This is a genomic window from Faecalimonas umbilicata, assembly GCF_042846195.1.
GTDB classification, from domain to species: domain Bacteria; phylum Bacillota; class Clostridia; order Lachnospirales; family Lachnospiraceae; genus Faecalimonas; species Faecalimonas umbilicata.
Genome location: NZ_AP031411.1, coordinates 2423140 through 2446581, shown reverse-complemented (window position 1 = coordinate 2446581; position 23442 = coordinate 2423140). Strand labels below are relative to the sequence as shown.

The 23442-nt window shown below is 42.3% G+C and carries 22 protein-coding genes, 1 other RNA gene and 1 pseudogene; 17 read left to right on the top strand and 7 right to left on the bottom strand.

Translation table 11 applies throughout. The features are described 5' to 3' along the window. Nucleotides 1-66: 66 nt before the first annotated feature. The gene (locus ACGG81_RS11750) at nt 67-981 is read right to left on the bottom strand and encodes a hypothetical protein (protein WP_390108490.1); all 915 of its coding nucleotides are present in this window, start codon (nt 979-981) and stop codon (nt 67-69) included. A 284-nt stretch (nt 982-1265) separates the two neighbouring features. Here ACGG81_RS11750 and glmM point away from each other — a divergent pair, with 284 nt between their 5' ends. Next, nucleotides 1266-2612, top strand: a complete 1347-nt coding sequence (gene glmM, locus ACGG81_RS11745) for a phosphoglucosamine mutase (protein ID WP_009263648.1) — start codon at nt 1266-1268, stop codon at nt 2610-2612. A gap of 143 nt (nt 2613-2755) precedes the next feature. Here glmM and ACGG81_RS11740 read toward each other — a convergent pair whose 3' ends face one another. From ACGG81_RS11740 to ACGG81_RS11730, 3 genes are read right to left on the bottom strand one after another with little or no spacing between them, the layout of a single operon-like run. Beyond that, a complete protein-coding gene (locus ACGG81_RS11740) occupies nt 2756-3589 on the bottom strand; it encodes a creatininase family protein (RefSeq protein WP_390108489.1) in 834 nt (277 codons plus the stop codon). Nucleotides 3590-3606: 17 nt separating this feature from the next. Continuing rightward, the gene (locus tag ACGG81_RS11735; RefSeq protein ID WP_009263646.1) at nt 3607-4473 is read right to left on the bottom strand and encodes an amidohydrolase family protein; all 867 of its coding nucleotides are present in this window, start codon (nt 4471-4473) and stop codon (nt 3607-3609) included. Between the two features lie 6 nt (nt 4474-4479). Next, nucleotides 4480-5868, bottom strand: coding sequence for an MFS transporter (locus tag ACGG81_RS11730; RefSeq protein WP_016439841.1), 1389 nt, complete (start codon nt 5866-5868; stop codon nt 4480-4482). A 176-nt stretch (nt 5869-6044) separates the two neighbouring features. Here ACGG81_RS11730 and ACGG81_RS11725 point away from each other — a divergent pair, with 176 nt between their 5' ends. After that, nucleotides 6045-7025, top strand: coding sequence for an AraC family transcriptional regulator (locus ACGG81_RS11725; RefSeq protein ID WP_016439840.1), 981 nt, complete (start codon nt 6045-6047; stop codon nt 7023-7025). Continuing rightward, nucleotides 7018-7641, top strand: coding sequence for a DUF4317 family protein (locus ACGG81_RS11720; protein ID WP_390108485.1), 624 nt, complete (start codon nt 7018-7020; stop codon nt 7639-7641). The genes ACGG81_RS11725 and ACGG81_RS11720 overlap by 8 nt, the downstream gene beginning before the upstream one ends. Nucleotides 7642-7773: 132 nt before the next feature. Here the strand turns inward: ACGG81_RS11720 and ACGG81_RS11715 are convergent, their stop codons facing one another. Beyond that, the gene (locus ACGG81_RS11715) at nt 7774-9129 is read right to left on the bottom strand and encodes a sodium-dependent transporter (protein WP_270196464.1); all 1356 of its coding nucleotides are present in this window, start codon (nt 9127-9129) and stop codon (nt 7774-7776) included. 324 nt (nt 9130-9453) lie between these two features. Further along, nucleotides 9454-10305, bottom strand: coding sequence for a YitT family protein (locus tag ACGG81_RS11710; protein WP_390108482.1), 852 nt, complete (start codon nt 10303-10305; stop codon nt 9454-9456). Nucleotides 10306-10436: 131 nt separating this feature from the next. On the opposite strand from ACGG81_RS11710, the gene eno reads away from it, so the two are divergent. The 5 genes from eno to ACGG81_RS11685 all read left to right on the top strand — a co-directional run bounded on the left by eno (nt 10437) and on the right by ACGG81_RS11685 (nt 15407). Then, nucleotides 10437-11756 (top strand): phosphopyruvate hydratase, encoded by a 1320-nt coding sequence (gene eno / locus ACGG81_RS11705; RefSeq protein WP_039930857.1) that lies wholly within the window; start codon nt 10437-10439, stop codon nt 11754-11756. A gap of 116 nt (nt 11757-11872) precedes the next feature. Then, the gene (gene secG, locus ACGG81_RS11700) at nt 11873-12115 is read left to right on the top strand and encodes a preprotein translocase subunit SecG (RefSeq protein ID WP_008977452.1); all 243 of its coding nucleotides are present in this window, start codon (nt 11873-11875) and stop codon (nt 12113-12115) included. 346 nt (nt 12116-12461) lie between these two features. Further along, entirely contained in the window at nt 12462-14633 is a 2172-nt protein-coding gene (gene rnr / locus ACGG81_RS11695; protein ID WP_009263640.1) for a ribonuclease R, read from the top strand. Then, nucleotides 14596-15063: an SsrA-binding protein SmpB gene (gene smpB / locus ACGG81_RS11690; protein WP_008977450.1), complete on the top strand. Its 468-nt coding sequence runs from the start codon at nt 14596-14598 to the stop codon at nt 15061-15063. Before rnr ends, smpB begins: the two co-directional genes overlap by 38 nt. Nucleotides 15064-15173: 110 nt before the next feature. Beyond that, complete coding sequence (locus tag ACGG81_RS11685) at nt 15174-15407, top strand: hypothetical protein (RefSeq protein WP_008977449.1); 234 nt, start codon at nt 15174-15176, stop codon at nt 15405-15407. A gap of 219 nt (nt 15408-15626) precedes the next feature. Here the strand turns inward: ACGG81_RS11685 and ACGG81_RS11680 are convergent, their stop codons facing one another. Continuing rightward, a complete protein-coding gene (locus tag ACGG81_RS11680) occupies nt 15627-16505 on the bottom strand; it encodes an Rpn family recombination-promoting nuclease/putative transposase (protein ID WP_117577645.1) in 879 nt (292 codons plus the stop codon). A 298-nt stretch (nt 16506-16803) separates the two neighbouring features. On the opposite strand from ACGG81_RS11680, the pseudogene ACGG81_RS11675 reads away from it, so the two are divergent. The 9 genes and pseudogenes from ACGG81_RS11675 to aroF all read left to right on the top strand — a co-directional run. Further along, nucleotides 16804-17073: pseudogene (locus ACGG81_RS11675) on the top strand (substrate-binding domain-containing protein); the annotation flags it as partial. An 85-nt stretch (nt 17074-17158) separates the two neighbouring features. Beyond that, nucleotides 17159-17504, top strand: a transfer-messenger RNA (tmRNA) gene (gene ssrA, locus ACGG81_RS11670). A gap of 99 nt (nt 17505-17603) precedes the next feature. Then, on the top strand, nt 17604-17897 hold the full coding sequence (locus ACGG81_RS11665; RefSeq protein ID WP_390108477.1) for a hypothetical protein: 294 nt from the start codon (nt 17604-17606) through the stop codon (nt 17895-17897). A 23-nt stretch (nt 17898-17920) separates the two neighbouring features. Beyond that, nucleotides 17921-18346: a hypothetical protein gene (locus ACGG81_RS11660; protein WP_390108475.1), complete on the top strand. Its 426-nt coding sequence runs from the start codon at nt 17921-17923 to the stop codon at nt 18344-18346. A gap of 26 nt (nt 18347-18372) precedes the next feature. Continuing rightward, nucleotides 18373-19371 (top strand): DNA/RNA non-specific endonuclease, encoded by a 999-nt coding sequence (locus ACGG81_RS11655; RefSeq protein ID WP_117577640.1) that lies wholly within the window; start codon nt 18373-18375, stop codon nt 19369-19371. 258 nt (nt 19372-19629) lie between these two features. Further along, nucleotides 19630-20628: a 3-dehydroquinate synthase gene (gene aroB / locus ACGG81_RS11650; protein ID WP_336305111.1), complete on the top strand. Its 999-nt coding sequence runs from the start codon at nt 19630-19632 to the stop codon at nt 20626-20628. Between the two features lie 24 nt (nt 20629-20652). Continuing rightward, nucleotides 20653-21900, top strand: coding sequence for a shikimate kinase (locus ACGG81_RS11645; protein WP_009263632.1), 1248 nt, complete (start codon nt 20653-20655; stop codon nt 21898-21900). Beyond that, nucleotides 21881-22315 (top strand): type II 3-dehydroquinate dehydratase, encoded by a 435-nt coding sequence (aroQ, locus tag ACGG81_RS11640; RefSeq protein WP_390108472.1) that lies wholly within the window; start codon nt 21881-21883, stop codon nt 22313-22315. Before ACGG81_RS11645 ends, aroQ begins: the two co-directional genes overlap by 20 nt. Before the next feature lie 68 nt (nt 22316-22383). Then, a complete protein-coding gene (aroF, locus tag ACGG81_RS11635; RefSeq protein ID WP_008977432.1) occupies nt 22384-23400 on the top strand; it encodes a 3-deoxy-7-phosphoheptulonate synthase in 1017 nt (338 codons plus the stop codon). Nucleotides 23401-23442: the final 42 nt, after the last annotated feature.

Sequence of the window (23442 nt, the reverse complement as noted above, 5' to 3'; positions counted from 1 at the left end):
AAAAAATACCTGAACAGGCAGATCTAAATAGATAGATTGCTGTTCAGGTATTTTGTTATAGTTGTCTTACTGTGCAGCAGTTCCGCTGTCGTCTGTGGTAGTCTCTGGTTCTGTTGTACCGGAGTTGTCTGTGTCGTTTGAAGCAGATCCGTCTGTACTGTCAGTAGTATTTGTATTGTCAGTTCCGTCTGAGAGATCAGAGTTTGTAGTTGCTCCATCTTTATCAGATTCTGGATTTGCTGTCTGATCTGTTGTTCCGTTATCAGATTTGTTTTCATCCTCTTTTTTGTCTTTCTCATCGGTTCCGTCTGTGTGGTTCAAGATTTTTTCCTTGAGATCATTGATAAAGGAAAAATCATATCCGACATAAGTACCGTAAATAAAAGCGCCTCCACCTGCAAGTACCAGAATTAAAAGGAAGATTAAAAACGGCTTTAGGCACCCGCCTTTTTTCTTTTTAGAAACAACACGCTTCTCTGTGGATTTTACTTTATCCGGTTGAATGTAGTCGTAATCGTCATCATCAAAATCAAAGTCATCCTCACGGTAACGCTTTTTTGCAGGCTTTTCAGTCTGGCGGGAGCGGGAAGCATCAGATTTTTTCTTCGGAGAAGATGTTTTCTCAGATTTTGGTGCGGACTTTTTCTTCGGACGGTCGGAAGAAGTTGATGAGGACGCACGGGAAATAGCACTCTGGGAAGGGATCTCCTGAGTTCTTGCTGAGACATGTACTGGAGCCGTAGTATCTTTTGTGGCAGCAGATCTGGAAGCTTCCTCTCTTTGTGCTGCTTCCCTTTTTGCATCTGCAAGTTGTTCGGCTTCTTTTCGTTCCTTGGCAGCTTTTTTTAATTTATCAATATTGACCTTTGTCTTGCAGTGGTAGCAAAAGGCATATAAGTTATAGACAGGATTGCCGGCGGAATCTTTTCCGACCTCAATCTCTTTTAGTTTCATTTCTTCATGACATTTGTTACATTTCATTATAAAACACCCCTTAATTCTTTTGTGTATATTTTCATATACGATATTGAAAGTTTATACCTCTTCTATCATACATGAAAATCAGTGATTTGTATAGACTTGTTCTTGTGAATTTTCCGTGATAACCGGAAAATATTTTAGGAGTCGTCAGAAAAATATTTTTGCGGGAATTGAAAAAAATGGTTGTATATTTGTGAGAAAGTCTATATAATGTAAAAGAATAAAAAGCGGATTGTACAAAAAAAGCGGATAATAGAACAAACTTGTAATAAAGGAGAGGAAATATGGGAAAATATTTTGGAACAGACGGATTTCGTGGTGAGGCAAATAAGGTTCTGACAGTAGAACATGCATTTAAAGTCGGAAGATTTCTTGGATGGTATTATGGAAAGGATCATAAGGCGAAGGTTGTGATCGGGAAGGATACAAGACGGAGCAGTTATATGTTTGAGTATGCGCTCGTTGCAGGGCTGACAGCATCCGGGGCGGATGTCTATCTTCTTCATGTGACAACGACACCAAGTGTATCTTATGTGGCGAGAACGGAAGATTTTGATTGTGGAATTATGATTTCGGCAAGTCACAACCCATTTTATGACAATGGAATTAAAGTGATCAACAGTATGGGACACAAGCTGGAGGCAGAAGTTGAGGAACAGATTGAGGCATACATCGATGGGGAACTGGAGGAACTTCCGCTTGCGGAAAAAGAAAAGATCGGAAGAACTGTGGATCATGCAGCAGGAAGAAACCGCTATATCGGACATCTGATTTCACTTGCGACACGATCTTTCAAAGATAAGAGAGTCGGTCTGGACTGTTCCAACGGAAGTGCTTCGGCTATCGCAAAGAGTGTGTACGATGCGCTGGGAGCAAAGACTTATGTGATCAACAATGAGCCAGACGGAACAAACATCAATACGAACTGTGGGTCTACCCATATTGAAGTGCTTCAGCAGTTTGTGAAAGAGAAGAAACTTGATATTGCATTTGCATATGATGGAGATGCAGACCGCTGTATCGCTGTCGATGAAAATGGAAATGTTGTAGACGGAGATCTGATCCTCTATGTCTGTGGAAAATATTTAAAAGAGCAGGGAAGATTAAATGGCGATACAATCGTGACAACGATTATGTCTAATCTCGGACTTTACAAAGCGTGTGACAAAGCAGGAATCCGTTATGAGAAAACAGCGGTAGGAGATAAGTATGTCTATGAAAACATGCTTCAAAATAACTATTCGCTTGGAGGAGAACAGTCCGGGCATATTATTTTCAGTAAATATGCAACGACTGGGGACGGAATTCTTACCTCTTTGCTTTTGATGGAAGTTGTCATGGAGAAAAAACAGTCCCTCGGGAAACTTGTGGAGGAAGTGAAGATCTATCCGCAGCTTCTGAAAAATGTCAGAGTGGCAGATAAAAAGGAAGCGAGAGAGAATCCGGCTGTTGTAAAAGCGGTGGAAGAAGTGGCAGAAACACTTGGAGATGACGGACGGATCCTTGTAAGAGAGAGTGGGACAGAGCCGGTCATCCGTGTGATGGTTGAAGCCGCGACCGATGAACTCTGCAAAGAGTGTGTCGATAAAGTTATCGATGTCATGGCAGAAGAAGGGCTGGTGCTTTCTTAAAATAGAATAAAATAAAGGCTTACAAAAGCTGCTGAAAGATCAGTGTTAGATGTTTCAGCAGCTTTTGTGTAAGCCTTTTCGTTTGTAAATTTCTTATTGAGATACACTTGTTTGCCTAAATGACATAGGTCCCTGACAGAAAGTTATTTCTGGAAGAAATGATAAGGAACCCAAGGGCATTTTTCAGCAACTTCCTGGTTATACTGTTCCAGATCTTTCATCTGGCTGACAATATGTGGAAGATCCAGAAGTTCTACAGTCTTTTCGATGATTTCTACTCCTTCTTGTGCAAGTGCTTCACGGGATGCTTCGTCCGGAATTGCAGTTGTGCTCATGTGGTCTTCTTTTTCTCTGAAGTAGTAACCGATCGAAGCACTCTGGTAAGCGAGTCCGAAGATGTCGTCAAACTTTTTGCAGGACTGTGGCTTGCTGTGTGCATACTTTGTTGTGAGCGGAACGTCTTCCAGACGGTTCATGATCTTGTATGCTCCGGTTGTGATCGCATGGAAGCTGTCCATGGATTTGAAAAGATCAGCTGCATTTTTCAACATCTGCATCGTCAGATCCATGTAGAGGATCGGAACGCCTGTCTCGTCAAAGAAATCGCGGACCATCGGGCTGCATGTCATATGTGCAGGACCATGGAAGCTAATATAGATCTGGCGTTTGAAGCCGAGACGTAACAGGTTCTTTGCGATTGCTGTCAGGTAGTCGATCCCTTCGCGGATGCTCACCTGAACCGTTCCACGCCCGCTAGCAGTTGCTCCGGCATAGAAATATGGAAGTCCGGTCAGGACAAGACCGTCACATGCTTCTGCCATTTTTAAGGCATAAGCTTCGCTGATGGTTGTCTCGGAGTCAAGTGGAAATCCACCGTGCATTTCTACAGTTCCGACCGGAACGATAATGATATCATTCCGTGATAAATACTCTTCTACTTCATCATTTAACATCTTTGGTAATATTCTTGTACGCATATCTGTTTCCTCCATTTCTAATGCAGCCCGAAGAGGGATTCTGCATTTTGATAAGCGATTTTTCTGTAAACCTCTTCTTTTAATTTACCACACTGGTACATTTCCTCCAACCATTTTCCGAGAGGAAATTCCATATCGACGTTGACCATGTCTGTCGCGAACATCAGGCGGTCACAGTATTTCTCAAGGAAAGAAAGACCGAAGGTCTCGTCGCGCATAATTGCGCAGCCACCGCTGTTGGCGGACAAGTCTCCGTACAAGTTTGGGTAGGTATCGAAAAGGTAAGAAAGTCTTCCGCCAGGGGCTACTTCTCCTTTGCCCCACTCCATACGGGAGGAGAGATCTCCGGAGGCATCGCCACTGATCTCATGCCAGAATGGCTGGCTGTGGCCGATGAATTTCAGATTTGGATATTTTTTCAGACTTTCTTCTAAAAGGGGAAGTCCGGCATCATCGACAATGCCATATTCATATCCGACTTCCGGACTCATGTGAAATAGAACCGGAAGGGAAAGTGTTTCTGCAGCAGCAAAAATTTCCTGGATCATAGGATCATCAATGCTGCGGTTGATCATTAGTTCTCCAATACCGACAGCGCCCTGATTTTTATAAGTTTCAAGCCGCTCAAAAATATTTTCCGGTACATCATCGAGATTGCACATCCAGAAATAAATTCCCGGAAATGCCTCTGCAATTTGTCTGCACTCGTCATTGCTTCCAAAAGGAACCGCAGAGTTCCCTTCTCCAGAGGACATTAAGATTCCTTTTTCAATGGAAAGCTCCCGAAGATGCGGGAGCATATGTTCTGCGCTTGACACAAACATGTGCTCAGTCTTCGGGTGCTGTTCAAAGGTGAGGTGCAGATGGATATCTGTCTTTTTCATAAAAGATTACCCTCTTTCTTTTTGGCTTCTTCTTTCAGCAAGTTCAGCATACATCTGATTTGTCTGTTTATGGTTCAGGTTGAAGATCAGTCCGATACCGATCAGTTCCAGAACACAAGTTGCAACCGGGATCAATGTTACCAGATTGTAGATACCGTCGATGGTTGCTGCAGACTGTGTTACGTTTGTACCTGCAACGTAGCCGATTGCACTAAGGGCGAAAGAAATACCGGAAGAAGCAATTGTAGAACCGATCTTACGGCTGAATGTGTAGATGGAGTACATAGATCCATCGCTTCTTTCGTGAAGTTTCCATTCACTGTAATCGAGACAGTCTGTGACAAGTGCCCAGATTAAGATTGTAAAGATTGTCTGTCCGATCATTGCAAGGATGCTTAATACAGTGAATACGTAAACATTTTCGATTTTAATCATAAATGTGATCACACTAAATATCGTACTGCTGATGATACCTGCCATTAATGTTGCTTTCTTTCCAAATTTTGCAACAAGCTTTGGAACAAGCGGGAAGCATACAATGATGATCGGGAGGCTGGAAAGACTTAATAATGTCATTACGGAAGTATTGTGATAGTATTCCTTGAACAGGTAGCTGCGGACTTGTCCGGAACCTGTGATAAAGAGCATACTTCCGACAGTTGCCACCATGACACCGATCAGAGGACGATTCTTTACAACTGCTTTTAAGACATTTTTGTAGTTGAATTTTTCCTTCTGGCTGTTTTCAGACTGTCTGACACGCTCTATAGTCAGTTTTGTCAGTAAGACGTAGCATACGATACAGAGCACGCCGAAGAGAACAGCAAGCATTGTAAAACGTTCCGGGATAATATTACTGTTCTTGTCAAAGCAGATAACCGGAACAAAGGAAAGAGCTACCATACCTACTAAAGTTCCACCGATACTTCTTGCACGGGAAAGCTTGCTTCGATCGATAGGGTCTGTGCTGACAACACTTGCCATCGCACCGAATGGCATGGAAGTTCCTGTATAGCTCATTCCATAGAGGACATATGCAAATGCAACATATGCATGGAGTGCAACACCTTCCAGTGGAACATTCATGAAACAGAGGATACCGGAAAGTGCCAGAGGCACCATAAAGATTTTAATCCACGGTTTGAATTTGTCACCAGATTTTCCAATCATCCAGCGATCCGGGAAAGATCCCATAATCGGGTCGTTGATCGCATCCCAAAGTCTTGCAAAGAGGAATAAAGATCCCATCCATGCAGGGCTGATTCCGAGTACATACGTACAGAATGTCAGGAAGTAAGCATCGATAAATAAGTTGACGAAGCTTCCTGCCATATCACCGAATACATAGCCCAGTTCATCTTTTTTCCCAAAAGGGCGAATTTTTTTGTCTGTCATAACTTTTTCTCCTTGTTGTGTAGTTTATTTCGGTGCTTACTATCATACTTCTTTGAATTTGCAATTTGAATTGCATAATTAGCATAAAACATTGCAAAAATAATACATTTTCTGCTATGATAGAAAAAGAAAGAAAACGATTTGTGAAATATTTATAAAATGATAGGAGGAATTTTGTGAAACTTAGCCAACTCAAAAAAGTGACCTACGAAGAGATCAAAAATAAGCAGTATGAGAAATTAAGGGAAACTATGGGAGAAGATATTGAGCTGTATTTTAAAGAAAGCGGACAGTTTATCGGCTATCAGGAGATGGAGATGGACAGCAAATATCTTGATGTGCATGAGGATATCAGTTACTTAAAAGACAGCGTGTCGCTGCATAGCCATATTTTCTATGAGATTCTCTTTTGCCGGAGCGGAAATATTCAATATTTGATCGGAGATATGCGCTATCAGCTGCAGCCAAATGATATTATCTTCGTTCCGCCGGGGGTCAGTCACAGACCAATCTTCGGAGAACAACTCACGGAGCCGTATCTGCGAACTGCGCTGTGGGTCAGTGCAGATTACTGGAAAAAATGCAGTGAAGAGTTAAATGCAGCAGAATGGGAAGAGAAGAAAGAGCGTCAGGAAAAGTCCTATATTATTCGTACAAACGGGGCAGTACTCTACCAGTTTCAGAAAATTTTCGAGGAACTTCTGCGGGAGGAGAAGGAAGAAAAGCCAGGGGCAGAATTATTCAGCCGCGGATTGTTCCTTCAGCTGATCTGTCTGCTGTATCGCAGCTGGAAGGGACAGGCTATGACAGAACTGAAGTCAGAAAAAGCGGCTCTTCTCGATGAGATCATCAGCTATATTGAAAAACATTTTGCAGAAGAGATTAGCCTGAAGACGATTGCGGCACATTTTCTGATCAGCGAATCGGCAATCGGTCAGCTGTTTAAAAAGCAGATGGATGTCAGTTTTTATAAGATTGTGACACAGCGAAGGCTGATCGAGGCAAAAAAACTGATTGTGGATGGAGTCCTTCTAAAAAGTATCCCGGAATTGTGTGGATTTTCCGATTACTCGGTCTTTTATAAAGCATTTGTGAAGGAGTATGGAATTTCGCCGAAAGAGTTCCGAACAATGGTGAGAGGAGAACAGTATGATTAATCGCGAGGATATGCTAGAGCTTACCAGACGTATGACACTTTCCCGCACATCTTTTACCCGGATTGCCGGATGTTATGTCGATGCAGAGGGAGAATATGACGGGAGTTTTAATACAAACTTTCTGAAGCTCTCTTCGCAGGAGAGAAAAAAGCATTTAGAAATTGCAAAAGCAATTCCATTTTCGGAGACAAATATACAGCTGAAAAATTTTCAATTTGATCGGGAAGCAAGAAGGGCCGGCAGCATGTGGCAGCTTTTGATGGGACTGCGCCAGTGTGGTCTGAAAAATGATGCGCTGATGGAAACGTTTTATGATGTGGTCATGGAAAATTATTATATGGATTCGGGATATGCAGTCTACATGTTTCATGACCGTTATGACATTCCAGCAAAGGCGGCAGACAAGGAGCGGTTAGGGGAATCCGAGGAAATGTTTGAATATTTGATTTGTGCAGTCTGTCCACTTCTGGGCAGCTATGAGCCAGGGAAACCGGAATGCGGATTTCTCTTTCCGGCATTTACAGATAGAGCCGGGGATTTAAACCATGTGAATATTTACAGCGCAGATCCACGAAGTGAGTGTATAGATGTGATGAAGAAGATTTTGGGAATCTGATTTAGATGCAGCAATATTTGCGGTGCTACTTCCCGATCAATGAATAATGAGAAAATAAAAACAGACAACCATTCAAAAAGAACGGTTGTCTTTGTTATGTTCCCTTGTTCATCAGAAAGGGGAAAGTTGAGCTTATACACGAATCCATCCCATTGCTTCTGATACCGCAAATGCGAGGACAAGTACGAGAAATACAGGTGCGATCCATTTCAGCATTATGGTATAAAATTTCTTCATTTTAAATGGAGCATTTAATTCTACTTCATCGGAAATGACTTTGGCTCCGACGAAGTGTCCGACACAGATACAGGTCAGGATTGCCACGATCGGCATCAGTACACTGTTGCTGATAAAATCAAAAAAGTCTAAAAGTCCCAGACCAAGGATCTTGATGAAACTCAGAGGACCAAAGCCAAGAGAGACGATCGATCCGAGGATTAAAACATATACAGTAATGATCAGTGTTGATTTTTTGCGGCTCCACCCGAATTTATCCCGGAGAATGGAAACATTTGTCTCCATAAGGGAGATAGAGGATGTGAGGGCTGCGAACAATACTAATAAGAAAAATACAGCACCGATTACTCCGCCCAATGTCATGTCATTGAATACTTTTGGGAGGGTGATAAACATCAAAGAGGGTCCTTTGCCAAGTGCAGCTTCATCTCCGCCGGAAAAAGCAAACACTGACGGTACGATGAGAAGACCTGCAAGGAAAGCGATTGCTGTATCAAAAAGTTCAATCTGCCGCACGGAAGCTTCCAGGTGGCTGTCTTTTTTCATGTAGGAACCGTATGTAATCATGATACCCATGGCAAGAGACATGGAATAAAATAATTGTCCCATAGCAGCCAGCACCGTTGTGGCAGAAAATTTAGAAAAATCAGGAAGCAGGTAGTACTTTACTCCTTCAGCAGCGCCTGGTCTTGTAATACAGAAGATGCAGACACCTACAATTAAAACAATCAGCAGCGGCATCATAAAGCGACTTGCTTTCTCTACACCTTTTTCTACTCCGAAGATTACAATTGCGGAAGTCAGAAGGATAAAAATAGCAAACCAGACAACTGGAGATACGGATTCACTGATAAAACCGGTGAAAAATTCATCCCCTGCAGCTGCACTTACTTTCCCGGTTAGGAAGGTGAATAAGTATTTGATTACCCATCCGCCGATGACGCAGTAGTAAGGGGTGATAATAAACGGAACGATACAGGCAAGTACGCCTACGAATCCAAAACGTTTATCTAGTTTTTGGAAAGCACCAATAGCACTGACACCGGTTTTGCGGCCGATTGCAATTTCTGTGATCATAAGAGTGAAACCAAATGTGACAGCCAGTATTAAATAGACTAGCAGAAAGATCCCTCCACCATATTTTGCTGCCAGATAAGGAAACCTCCAAAGATTCCCAAGACCTACTGCAGAGCCGGCAGCAGCAAGTACAAAGCCCATTTTGCCTGAAAATGATCCTCGTTTTTTGTCCATAATAATTTCCTCCCATCATAAGTTTATTGTTTTCTGCTTTAGAGTGATACAACATTAATGCCAAAAACAGAATATTTAGGAATCATTATGCCACGAGATGTAAGAAAAAACAAGGATTTTCTTTATAAAAATGAAAAAAATATAAAAAATAAATAAATTGCTTGAAAACAATGAGGCGATTTTGAAACTATTTTAGAAAAAAATCCCGGCGATTATGCAACGCATAGTGCCGGGAGAATGAAAATCTGTGATAATATAATATACTTCAAAAATCAGAAAATATTGAGAAGCTCTTTGGCTACAGATTTTATGGGAGTAATCCTATTAAATTGTATTATGAAATCCTTTTCCGATGATCTCACTTGTGTTGGAGATCAGGATAAATGCGGTTGGTTCCACCTCTTTGATATAGTTTCGGAGGCGGATCGCCTGATGACGGTTCAATACGGTGAAAACAAGACTCTTTGGTTCACCGGAGAAAGCTCCTTTTGCCTCACAGGTTGTCGCACTTCGATGAAGCTCATGCATGATAAAATCACAGATTGGTTCTGGATTATCGCAGACGACATTGAAATATTTACATAGGTTGAAACTTTCAATGACATTGTCGATCATCAGTGAGCGAACAGCAAGACCAAGGAAAGAATAGAGTCCGGTCTCGATGTCGAAGACAAAACATCCTGCGATTGTGATTACAAGATCGGTGAGCAGAAGCGCCCTTCCGATATTGAAATCTGAGTATTTCTTTAAAATCGCTGCAATGATATCCGTACCTCCGCTGGAAGCTCCGATATTGAACAAAATGGCAGAGCCAAATGCCGGCAGTGCGATCGCAAAGGTCAACTCGAGCATCGGCTGATCTGTCAGTGGATGGCTCATTGGGTAGATCCGCTCTAAAAGGGAAAGAGTGACGGAGAGAAGTGTGCTGCAGTAAGCAGTCTTCAGTCCAAATTTTTTTCCGAGCACAATGAACCCGAGCAGGAGAAGAAGCATGTTCGTCAGAAAAGTAAAGTCACTGGCTGACATGATCCCTGTCTTGGCAACTAAAACGGCAAGACCGGTGATTCCTCCGAAGGTAAAATTGTTGGCAAATTTGAAAAAATAGATACCAACCGCCATGATCAGGATACTTCCGGTTAATAGTGAAAAAGATTTCCATTTTGATTTTGTATTCATTTGTGCAGACCTCAGCATTTTATAAAAATTTAATAATCTATGTAGATTGTACCGCGGAGGAAATGAAAAGTCAACGGATAGAACGGAATTGTTCCGGCAATAATAAAATCGGAGAGGAGATAGTAATTATGATGTATAAATGTTTGCCGATTACGGACATTTACGCCAGAGAAATTATAGATTCCAGAGGAAATCCGACGGTGGAAGTGGAGGTACTTGCCGGAGAAGCATATATAGGCAGAGCCGCAGTTCCTTCCGGTGCATCGACAGGGAAATATGAGGCAGTTGAATTGCGTGATGGGGAAAAGCGTTACAATGGTCTGGGCGTACAGCAGGCAGTGGCAAATGTCAATGAGAAGATCGCTGAAAATTTGATCGGGATAAATGTGTTTGAGCAGGCGAAGATCGATCAGCTTCTCATGGAGCTGGATCGGACAGAAAATAAAAGTGGGCTTGGGGCAAATGCAATGCTAGGTGTGTCACTGGCAGCGGCAAAGGCGGCGGCAGAAGCGCTTCAGATTCCGCTGTATTCCTATCTGGGAGGAACAAATGCAAAAAAGATGCCGGTTCCGATGATGAATATTTTAAACGGAGGGGCACATGCGGATAATACGTTAGATATTCAGGAATTTATGATCATGCCGGTAGGGGCCTGTTGCTTTCGGGAAGGGCTCCGCATGTGTGTGGAGATTTATCATGAGTTGAAAAAATTATTGAAGGAAGAACAACTGGCGACCGGAGTCGGAGATGAAGGAGGATTTGCCCCGGATCTTCCAAATGCAAAAGAGGCATTGAAGCTGATTGCAAAGGCAGTGGAGCGAGCCGGATATCGTCTGAAAAAAGATATTGTCATTGCCCTTGATGCGGCGGCGAGTGAGCTGTATGATAAAAAGATGAAAAAATATTATTTCCCAGGCGAGGGGAAAATGAACTGTCAGAAAATCGCCAGATCGTCGGAAGAGATGATTGATTATTACGAAGAACTGGCGACGGATTATCCGATTGTGTCCATCGAAGATCCGTTAGATGAAGAAGACTGGGAAGGCTGGGAATTGCTCACAACAAGACTTGGACAAGATATGCAGCTTGTGGGAGATGATCTGTTTGTCACAAATGTAAAAAGGTTAAAGAAGGGGATTGATAAGAACGTGGCCAATGCGATTCTCGTGAAAGTTAATCAAATTGGTACGCTCACAGAAGCGATGGACGCGGTAAAACTTGCGCAAAATGCCGGGTATCATGCCATCGTTTCCCATCGTTCGGGAGAGACGGAAGACTGTACGATCGCAGATCTTGCAGTCGCATTGAATGTCGGGCAGATTAAGACAGGAGCACCGTGCAGATCCGAGCGTGTGGCAAAATACAATCAGCTGCTCCGGATCGAAGAATCGCTGGGGGATGTGGCGGAGTACCAAAATCCTTTTCCATTTCTCGCAGAGCCGGAAGAATAGAAAGAAATCGTTTGCTAGTTTCCCGAAAAACTTCTTTGAAAGTTATCTGAGTTGAACTTGCAACCGATTCTCTCTTGTGGTATAATGAATATTGTTTATCCACGGGAGGTGTAAAAATGGAAATTTTGAAAATTGTATTAACTATTTTATTTGTAATAGACGGTATCGCATTGACAATCATTGTACTTCTTCAGGAAGGGAAGTCCGCAGGGCTTGGTTCAATCGCAGGTGGAGCGGAAACATACTGGGGACAGAACAAGGGACGTTCTATGGAAGGTGCACTTGTCAAATCTACGAAGTTCTTAGCATGTTTATTTATGATACTGGCAGCAGCTTTGAATCTCGGTGTATTTAACTAGATCGTACTTGCTATTGCTTTCGTCTGTGCGATTTGGCAGGATGTGAGGGAGAGCGGATATGCTATCGGTGAAGTGTTACTGAGAAGCAATACAAAGATTTGCTGAAGAAATTGTCAAAGAAATCAGAAAAAGACAGTTTGGAAAAATGTGTAAATGTAGAACATACCTGTTGTCAGATAGGTATGTTCTTTTTCGTTACATAGGAAATTCCTATGTAACGAAAAACACGCTGCTAACGACACCGTTCGCGTGCGGAGAGTCTGACTTGCGAGATTCTTTGCTCGTTTCTGGGCAAGTTCAGAAATAATTGTAGGGAAATGAGATACGAAAAAAAGGAGTGAAACGATTGGAACAGACATTTGAAAAAAGAAAAAAGATTATATACGATTTTATTTGTGATGATTTTTATGTACCGATGAAGTTGAAAGAACTGGCAATTCTTCTTCAGGTGCCGAAGGATCAGAGAAATGAATTAAAGAAAGTGATGGATGCGCTTGTGGCAGACGGAAAGGTTTCTGTTACACAGAAAGGAAAGTATGTGAAAGGAACTGCAAAGCAGCTTGTCGGAACTTATCAGGCGCATGCACGAGGATTTGGCTTTGTTACGGTCGAAGGACAAGCCGATGATATTTTTATCTCAGAGGACGATGCGAATGGGGCATTTCACATGGACCAGGTGGAAGTTGTCATAACAAAAGCACCCGAAGGAAAGCGAAGAGAAGGGAAAATTGTGCGGATTCTTTCCCATGGAACGGTGAAGCTGGTCGGATACTTTCAGAAAAATAAAAACTTTGGTTTTGTGATCCCGGACAATGACAGGTTTGTCAAAGATATTTTTGTGCCGTTGGAGCGCTCAAAAGGGGCAGTGACCGGGCATAAAGTTGTTGTTGAACTGACTTCTTATGGAAAAGACGGCAAGAAGCCGGAAGGAAAGGTTGTTGAGATCATCGGGCATGTGAATGATCCGGGCACGGACATTATGTCGATCGTGAAAGGGTATGATCTTCCGGTAGAATTTCCGGAGAAGGTGTTAAATCAGGCAGAGCGGGTGGCAAAAGACGTCACAAGTGCAGATATGGCAGGGCGTATGGATATCCGTTCCTGGAGAATGGTAACGATCGATGGAGAAGATGCGAAAGATCTGGACGATGCGATCTCCATTACAAAAGAAGGAGAAAATTATCAGCTCGGTGTGCATATTGCGGATGTGACAAACTATGTGCAGGAGCGAAGTGCACTTGATAGGGAGGCATATGAGCGCGGAACGAGTGTGTATCTTGTTGACCGGGTGATCCCGATGCTGCCACATGCACTTTCCAATGGAATCTGCTCTCTGAATGCAGGGGAAGACAGACTGGCGCTTAGCTGTATTATGACTGTCAATCCAAAAGGAGAGGTGATCGATCACAAAATAGCAGAGACCGTCGTCCATATTGATCAGCGCATGAGCTACACAAGTGTCAAAAAAATACTGGAGGACAGAGATCAGGAAGAAATGGAAGCGTATAAAGAATTTGTGCCAATGTTTGAACTGATGGCAGAGCTTGCGAAGATTTTAAGAGAGAAAAGACACCGCAGAGGTTCGATCGATTTTGATTTTCCAGAAAGTAAGATCATGCTGAATGCGGATGGCACTCCGACAGAGATCAAACCATATGATCGGAATACTGCGACAAAAATCATTGAAGATTTTATGCTGCTTGCAAACGAAACGGTGGCAGAGGATTATTTCTGGCAGGAGATTCCGTTTGTCTACCGGACACATGATGTGCCAGATGAGGAAAAAATTCAAAAATTATGCACATTTATCAATAATTTTGGACATTCCATGCATGTGGCAAACAAAGAAGTAAGACCGAAGGAAATTCAAAAGCTGCTCGCCAAAGTAGATGGTACGCCGGAAGGGGATTTTATCAGCAGACTGGCATTGCGTTCGATGAAACAGGCAAAATACACACCGGAAAATACAGGGCATTTTGGACTTGCAGCGCAGTATTACTGCCATTTCACATCACCGATCCGAAGATACCCGGATCTTCAGATCCATCGGATCATCAAAGAGACACTGCGTGGAAGGATGAATGAAAACCGTATGGAACATTATGAATCCATTTTACCGGAAGTAACAAAGCATGCAAGCCAGATGGAGCGCAGGGCAGAAGAGGCAGAGCGTGAGACAATCCGCTTAAAGAAGGCAGAATATATGGAGCAACACATTGGTGAAGTGTTTGCAGGAGTCATTTCAAGTATTACAAAATGGGGCATGTATGTAGAACTGGAAAATACAGTGGAAGGATTGATCCATGTTACCAATATGCATGACGACCACTACGATTACTATGAAGACCGCTTTGAGATGATTGGGGAGCATACACGAAGATCATATAAACTCGGACAGAAAGTCTATGTCAGGGTACTTGACACAGACCGTCTGCAGCGTACAATAGATTTTGAACTGGTAAATAAGGGGGATGAGGAAGATGGCGAAAACATCGACGAAACTGATTGCCAACAATAAAAAGGCATACCACGATTATTTTATCTTAGACACTTACGAGGCAGGAATTGCGCTGCATGGTACGGAGGTGAAATCCCTCCGTATGGGAAAATGCAGCGTCAAAGAATCGTTTATCCGGGTGGAAAATGGAGAAGTTTTTATCTATGGAATGCATATCAGTCCATATGAGAAAGGAAATATTTTCAACAAAGACCCACTTCGCCCGAGAAAGCTGCTGTTACATAAGGCAGAGATCAATAAAATGCTCGGAAAGACAAAGGAAAAAGGGATGGCGATCGTGCCACTCAAAGTATATTTCAAAGGAAGTTTAGTGAAAGTAGAGATTGGTCTTGCGCGAGGAAAGAAACTCTATGACAAGCGAAATGACATCGCAAAGAAAGATCAGCAAAGAGAGGCACAGAGAGATTTCAAGATTAGAAATCTTGGGTAGACAGCTACGGTTACAAGACTGCAGCTGCAAAGTGAAGAAAGTCGGTTTGTAAAGCAGCAGTAAAAAGGCAGTATGACAATAGAAAATCTGAAAAAGAACAGGAGAAAAACATGGTACCTACAACAAAAGAGGCATTGAGAAAACTGGTGACAGATACGACGATAGAGATTTATGAAGATCTGACACCGCAGCTGATCCAGATGATCGATCAGACAAAGCACGATGAAAAACTGACTGAGGCGCAGAAGCAGGATGAAATTTCCCTGCATTTACTCGGGTATGTAAAATCTTGTACAAATGAGATCATCGTCGATGTTCTTGCCGAGATTCTGGGACTGGAATAAGAAATGAGATAGAATTCCTCTGTAATAAAATTGTAAAATCGTTATGAAATCAGATGAAATAATAGAATAAATTTTATTTGAAAATAAGAAGTGAAATTTAGATAGGCATATCGGGATCACGCTGCAAATTCTGAGCTGTTTTTGAAACAACCAGAATGTAACAGTGGTACTGATATGCCTTTTTCTTTAGTTTTGTTCTTTTGATATAAATGAAAAAGATTATTCAATCTTTGATAAAAAATCCGGAAGGGATGCAGACTCAGCTGCGAACTGGATCCATTGCATGAAACGATCAGGATCTTTTTCTGCTTCAATTTTCTCAAAAAGACTGTCAGGAAGTTTGTCAAATTTTTTTAAAAGAGAAAAGAGAAGATCTGTGAGACGTTGGATGTTTTCAGTGCGTTCCGCTATACGACCTTGGCGAAGTCCTTCTTCATGCTCTTCCTGCAGTAATTCTTCCAGTAACATAAATCGTTCCTCCATTTCTCTGTTTTCTTTAATTTGGCTGATGGATCGTTGGAGCTTCCTGACATATTCGTTATGGAAATCCTTGCTGCTTTCTGATAAATCGGCTTTGACAAATTTGAGAAAAGAAACGAGTGCTTCCGGAACTTCCGATTCATTTTTGCCTGCTGTGCTTAAAAAGATAGTGTAAAGACCGTCGTTGAATGCGAGAGAACCTTCTTCTCTGCAGGCAGTGTAAAAGGAATATGAGTATTTTCCGAAGCCGAATGGGTCAAAATCACAGATAAAGATTACATAAGTATCAGGAAGTTCACGGTAATCGGAACCGCTCAGCAGCAGATCCATATCAATCTGGCTGTGATAATAACGGCTGCGCTTGCCGAGAGTGGATTTTCGAAGTACCTGCATTTCAATATTGTACCGGGTATTTGTATCATCCTTTGCATAGACATCAAGACGGACGCCTTTGTACTCTGGATGATAGATCATACTTTTTTCGGTACTTACGATGATTCTGTCCAGTTTTTTGTGAAGAAGTAATTCCAGTAAGCCTTTGCAGTTTTCTGGATCAGTCATTACAGCGCCAAACATAAAATTGTCTTTGATTGTAAGATCTTGTAAAGTTTTTTTCATGGTAAGTTCCTCCTTGAAACAGAGGAATTCTATGAAAAAATTATAGCATGATAGAGTGGAGTGAGCAAGAAGAAGTTCGATTTAGAATGATAAGAAAAACGTTTTAATAATATCGGATATACTGTAAATATATCTAAAAACAGAAGCAAGAAAAGTATCACACTGCTAAAAGAGATTCTCGCAATTCCGAGTGTGAATGGAGTGGACAAAATATTAGAGGAAATAGATTTGTCGTCAGGCTCTCTTTTGCTGATTGGGGAACCTACCGGATGCAAACTGGGAGTGGCGCAGAAAGGGTGCATATGGGGTATATAATTGTCTGAAAAAGCATAAAATAGCTGTGCCGGAAGAAATTTCGCTAGTTGGCTATGACGATATTTTCTTTTCAGAGATTTTGGATGTCCCGCTGACAACAGTCAGTCAGCCGGTCTATGACATGGGAGTGGAGGCAGTACAGCAGCTGATCAGTGAGATAGGCAGTGGAGTGAATTCTCAGAAGTGTATTACATTTCAGCCAAGACTTGTCGTAAGGGAGAGCACAGTAGAGCACTCAGAGCACTCAGAATAAAATATCCTTGACATTTGTGTTATATATAGAATATAATAATGACACGAATCGTTTGCAGTCATACCAGACAGAGAAGTCATGATTAGGGCTTGTACTGGTTTCGACGGGGGTTCTGAAGTTGAGGAAGCCATTCGCGGGGCGGGACCGCGTATCAATCCGTATTTAAATATAAACGCAGACGAAAATTTAGCGTACGCTGCCTAGTTGCAGCAGTCGGCCTTAAGTCACTCACTGCTTAAGTCACCGGCTTCAAAGAGGTGAGGCACTTCGTTTCCAAAGCTTTGAGGGAATGGAAGAATTTATGAAGCTACTAAAGTGAAGAGCCTGTCATTAGGCGATTCATGGAGGGAATGTTAAAATAATGACTGTAATGGGAGATGCCGCAATGGACGGGCTTTCGGACAGGGGTTCAACTCCCCTCAGGTCCATGTAAAACCTCAGTGTACACTGGGGTTTTTATTTTTATATAGCATTTTGTGTTGCAAAAGGTTTGAAGCTTGTTGGGATGAATAATAAGGAAGATAAAAATAATGATTTATTTAAAAATAATCTTTTTGACCTTGGTGTATGTTAGGCAGAGATATCCATGTACGACAGCAGGGTTACTGGTATGGTGCATAGGCTGTATCGGGATTGCTGTCTCAAGATCTTTCCCTTTGGGGATGAGTCTTATTGTCGGAGTAATCGGGATGATAGTATTTCTCAGATGGATGTTTGCAGCATTGGCTGATTTTGGTAGTGAAAGGAAAAAGATTCAGAGACGGTTAAAAAAGAGAGAAGTGTTTGAGCGATATCTGAAGTATTTAGAGGAAAGCCTCAGGTAGCATTCGGGAGGAAGTGGAAAAATATGAAGATTATTGTATGTGTGGGGGATAACAATGCCATGTTGTTCCATAATCGTCGTATCAGCAGAGACAGGGCTGTAATAGAGGACATTTTTCGGATGGTGTCCAAAGAAGTGAAGAAAGATGGACGAGCAAGAATTTGGATGAATGAATATTCCGCCGAATTGTTTCGAACGTATTCAGGGGATATTTCTGTGTCAGAAAGATTTTTGGAAGAAGCTGGCGAAGGGGAGTATTGTTTTGTGGAAAATGTGCCGATCCATGAATATAAAGATGAAATACAAACTGTGGTGTTATATCGATGGAATCGGAAATATCCGGCAGACATAAGATTTGCTATGGACCTTTCTAGGTGGAAGATGGTGGAATGCGTGGAATTTTCGGGGCATTCTCATGAGAAAATTACGAAGGAAGTTTATGTCAGATAAGGAAAAGCATAATAGGAGGAATCAGGATGAAGCAATGGAAGAAAAATGGGAAATATCGGCTTCTCGGTGTAGTGACTGCATGTGTGATGGTTTTTATGTCAGCATGTGCAGGCAAGGCAGAACAGGAGAAAACTTCAGCAAATGCGCAGCAGGAGACGGTTCCGGTGTCTGGGACACAGCAGTCAGATATTTCTATGGAGACCATTCCAGAATATGATGGGGAACCGTATGTGGTGATTGATGACAATGAGCCAAATTTTACGGAAGAAGAATTGCAGCCAGAAGCATATGAGACATATGGAACATTGGATGCACTTGGGCGTTGCAGTACTGCAGAGGCAAGTATCGGGGAGGGACTAATGCCGACGGAGAAGCGTGGAGCGATCGGGCAGGTGAAACCGACTGGATGGCATACTGTAAAGTATGATATGGTGGAGGGAAAATATCTGTATAACCGTTGTCATTTAATCGGTTATCAGCTGACTGCCGAAAATGCCAATGAGAAAAATTTGATCACAGGAACGAGATATATGAACACGGAAGGGATGCTTCCATTTGAAAATATGGTTGCAGACTACATCAAAGAAACTGGCAATCATGTGATGTACCGTGTCACACCGGTGTTTGAAGGGGAAAATCTTGTGGCATCGGGAGTGCAGATGGAAGCAGAATCGGTGGAAGATCAGGGAGCAGATCTTTCCTTTAATGTATATGTGTATAATGTACAGCCGGGAGTGGAGATTGATTATAAAACCGGAGAAAGCCGGGAGGCAAACGAACTTCTGCCAGCTTCCAAAAACTCTGACAAAGCAGGAAACGCTGCTTCAGGAACTGCTTCTGACAAAGACAGTTCAGATCCGGTGAGTGAGCAGACTTATATATTAAATACGAGCAGTAAGAAGTTTCACAAAGAATCCTGCTCCGGTGTCAAGTCGATGAAAGAGAAGAATAAAAAGGTTTATACCGGAAAGCGGGAGGAAGTGATCGAGCAGGGATATGCTCCATGTGGCAACTGCCATCCGTAATCGGAAGCTAATATCGAAAAACTTTAGAAAAATTTCATAATATACTTGCGTTCTCATTAAAAAAGTAATAAAATCAAACTACTTGGAGTGATTAATAATGAGAATGAACTATTTAGTATCTGTCTTTTATTTTTATAGATAAGTATCTTTCAACCCTGAACATTCGAGTTGTTTCTTTTGGGTGCATGAAGAACTTATTTTATAAGAATAGGCAGATACTTTTTTACTTTAAACAGAGAAAGTGGGAGGAGTGGACAGATGGAATTATCCGTTAATCTGACAGAACAGAAAAGTCGTATTATTATAGAAAGAGATGCCATGCTTCATCTGGCAGATTATATAGATGTAAACTGTAAGGTGATGATCATTACCGATGATGGAGTGCCGGAACGATATCAGAAGCAAGTGCTTGCACAGTGTCCGCAGGGGTATCTACATGTATGCAGACACGGTGAGGGGGCAAAAAGCTTTCCGGTCTATCAGCAGATCTGCGAAAAACTGCTGCAGCTGAATTTTTCCAGAAAGGATCGGATCCTTGCGCTGGGAGGCGGAGTGATTGGAGATCTCAGTGGATTTGTGGCAGCGACCTTTAAGCGTGGGATGAAGTTTGCATCCATTCCGACAACGACTTTGTCGCAGATTGATTCCAGTATCGGAGGGAAGGTTGCAGTCAATCTCGGGGAAGTGAAAAATGTGATCGGGACCTTTTATCATCCGGAGGTAGTGTTGATTGACTTGAATACACTTCGGACATTGCCGAAACGTCATTATTACAATGGACTTGTGGAGGCGGTCAAGGCAGGAATGATTGCAGATCCGGAAATTTTCCGACTGTTTGAGGAGGAAGAGATCGATCAGGTTCTTGAAGAGATCATCACCCGCTCGCTGATTGTGAAGAAGCATGTGGTAGAAGAGGATGAGAAGGAGCAGAATCTCCGAAAGATATTGAATTTCGGGCATACGATCGGGCATGCGATCGAGAGTATTTACCATCTGCATGATTATTATCATGGGGAATGTGTAGCAATGGGGATGATGAAGATTCTCGAGGATGAGCAGTTGAAAGAGCGTTTGAAAAGCATTTTAAAGAAGATGGAGATTCCGCTGGATGTTCCGTATGAAATCCAGGAGGTCATTGATTTTATTAAGAAAGATAAAAAGGCAAGCGGAGACCAGATTACAATCGTTCAGGTCCGTGAAATTGGAAAGGCGGAGCTGATCGATATGAAGATCGAGGATATGAGAAAATTTTGCTGATAAAAATATACAGGAGGTGACCAGATGAGAGTAGGGCTTGTCGGGGGAAAACTTGGACATAGTTTTTCGAAACCAATCCACGAGAAACTTGCAGATTATACATACGATCTGATTCCATTAACCGAGGAAGAATTTCATGAATTTTTTAAAAAGAAAGAGTTTGATGCGGTGAATGTGACAATTCCTTATAAGGAAACAGTGATGCAGTATTGTGATGTGATCGATGAGAAAGCAAGTGCGATCCATGCGGTCAATACGATTGTCAATCGGGATGGAAAATTATATGCAACGAACACTGATTTTGCGGGATTGAAGCAGATGATTCAACATAATGGAGTAGAGATTTGTGGAAAAGTTTGTTGTATTCTTGGCACCGGGGGGACAAGTAAGACCGCGGAGGCAGTCCTTCATGATATGGGGGCAGAGAAGGTTTATATTGTAGGGAGAAATCAGACGGATCCGATAATCTCTTATGAGGATTTGGAGAAGTATCAGGAAATACAGGTGTTTATCAATGCGACCAGCGTTGGGATGTATCCGAAAAATGACGAATGCCTGATCAATCTGAAGAAATTTCCGAATGCAGAGGCGGTAGTTGATGTCATTTACAATCCGATGAAGACAAAGCTCTGTCAGCAGGCAGAGGAGCAGGGGCTGCGGGCAGTCAATGGACTGGAAATGCTTGTGGCGCAGGCAAAATACGCAGTGGAGTTTTTTCTGGATACAAAGATTGAAGATAGGGAGATAGACCGCATAGTTGCTGAGATGAAGAAGGATATGATGAATCTTGTATTGATCGGGATGCCGGGATGCGGAAAGTCTACCATTGGCAAGAAGACTGCAAAAGAAATCGGGAAGACATTTGTAGATTTAGATAAGGAAATTGAAAAGGAAGCGAAGATGACGATTCCTGAGATTTTTGAGAGATATGGTGAGAGTCGGTTTCGGGAAATTGAACAGGAAGTCTGTGCCAGAATTGCAAAAGAGCATGGACAAGTGATCTCCTGCGGAGGAGGAATTATCAAAAACGCTGAAAATATGGAAAAACTCCGGCAAAATGGGATTGTATTCCATATCCGACGGAATGTGAATGCGCTGGCAGTCGGCGGAAACAGACCACTTAGCACAAGCAGAGAAAAATTAAGACAGATGGAGCAGGAGCGGATGCCGCTTTATCAGAAATATAGTGATATTGAAATTAATAATGATACAGTATTTAAGCTGGCTGTACAGAAAGTGAAGGAGGGATTTGATGAAGTTTTTGATCATTAACGGACCGAACATCAATATGCTCGGGATTCGAGAGCCGGGGATTTATGGAAAAGAGAATTATGAAGCGCTTTTGGAACTGTGTAGGAAAACCGGAGAAGATTATGGGATAGAGATTGAGTGTTTTCAGAGCAATCATGAAGGAGCGATCGTTGACAAAATCCAGCAGGCGTATGGAGTGATGGACGGAATCGTCATCAATCCGGCAGCATACACACATACGAGTATTGCTATTTTGGATGCTCTCAAAGCGGTACAAATTCCATGTGTGGAAGTACACATTTCCAAAGTGGAAGAAAGAGAAGCGTTCCGGCAGATTTCTTATGCGGGGCAGGCGTGTTTCCATACGATTACCGGACAGGGAATCGCAGGTTACCGGATGGCGATTGAGGTATTGAAAGAAAAACTGGGGTATTGATCTGCAGGTGACAGATGCCATACACATAGAGAGAAAGAAAATAGGTTAGAGGACGAGGAAAGAAGAAAATGATTATTACATGTAAAAAAGGAGCTCCTCAGAATGAGGTAGAGAAGATTGTAAAAGGATTTGAAGAAAAAGGACTGGAAGTCAACACGATTCTTGGAACGAATTACAACGTGTTTGGAATCGTTGGAGATACGACAGTTGTAGATGAGAAGATGGTGCGTGCCAATCCGTGGATCGAGGATGTGACAAGGATTGCAGCGCCATATAAGAAGGTTAACAGGTTATTTCACCCGGAGGACAGCATCATCGATGTGGCGGGAATTAAAGTTGGAGGCAAGGAAAAAGTTGTTGTCATTGGTGGACCTTGCTCCGTGGAAGGAAAGGAACAGATCTGTGAGATTGCCGAAGAGGTAAAGCAAGCCGGAGGATGCATGTTAAGAGGTGGTGCATATAAGCCGAGAACGTCACCATATGCATTTCAGGGACTTGGAACTGAGGGTATTTTAGATATGGTAGAGGCAAGAAAACGAACAGGATTACCGATCGTGTCTGAAATCATGAGCGCAGATAAAATTGATGAATTTGTAGAGTATGTAGATCTGATCCAGGTAGGAGCTAGAAATATGCAAAATTTTGATTTGCTCAAAGCACTTGGGAAGATCAACAAACCGATCTTATTAAAGAGAGGACTTTCCAATACGATTGAGGAATGGCTGATGTCTGCAGAATATATTATGTCCGGCGGAAATGAGAATGTCATTCTTTGTGAGCGGGGGATCCGTACCTTTGAGCGTTATACGAGAAACACGCTGGATCTCAGTGTTGTTCCGATCATAAAGAAGAAGAGCCACCTGCCGATCATTATTGATCCTTCTCATGCAACAGGTGATTGGGATCTTGTAGAATCTATGAGCCTTGCGGCGATTGCAGCAGGCGCAGATGGTCTGATCGTGGAGGTACACAACAATCCGGAGAAGGCATGGAGTGACGGAGCACAATCGCTGAAGCCAGAAAAATTCAAGACGATGATTGAGAAAGGAAGAGTCATCGCACAGGTGATCGGAAGAGATATTTAATATTAGGAAAATGCAAAAAGAAGCAGACATCTGAAAAGCTGT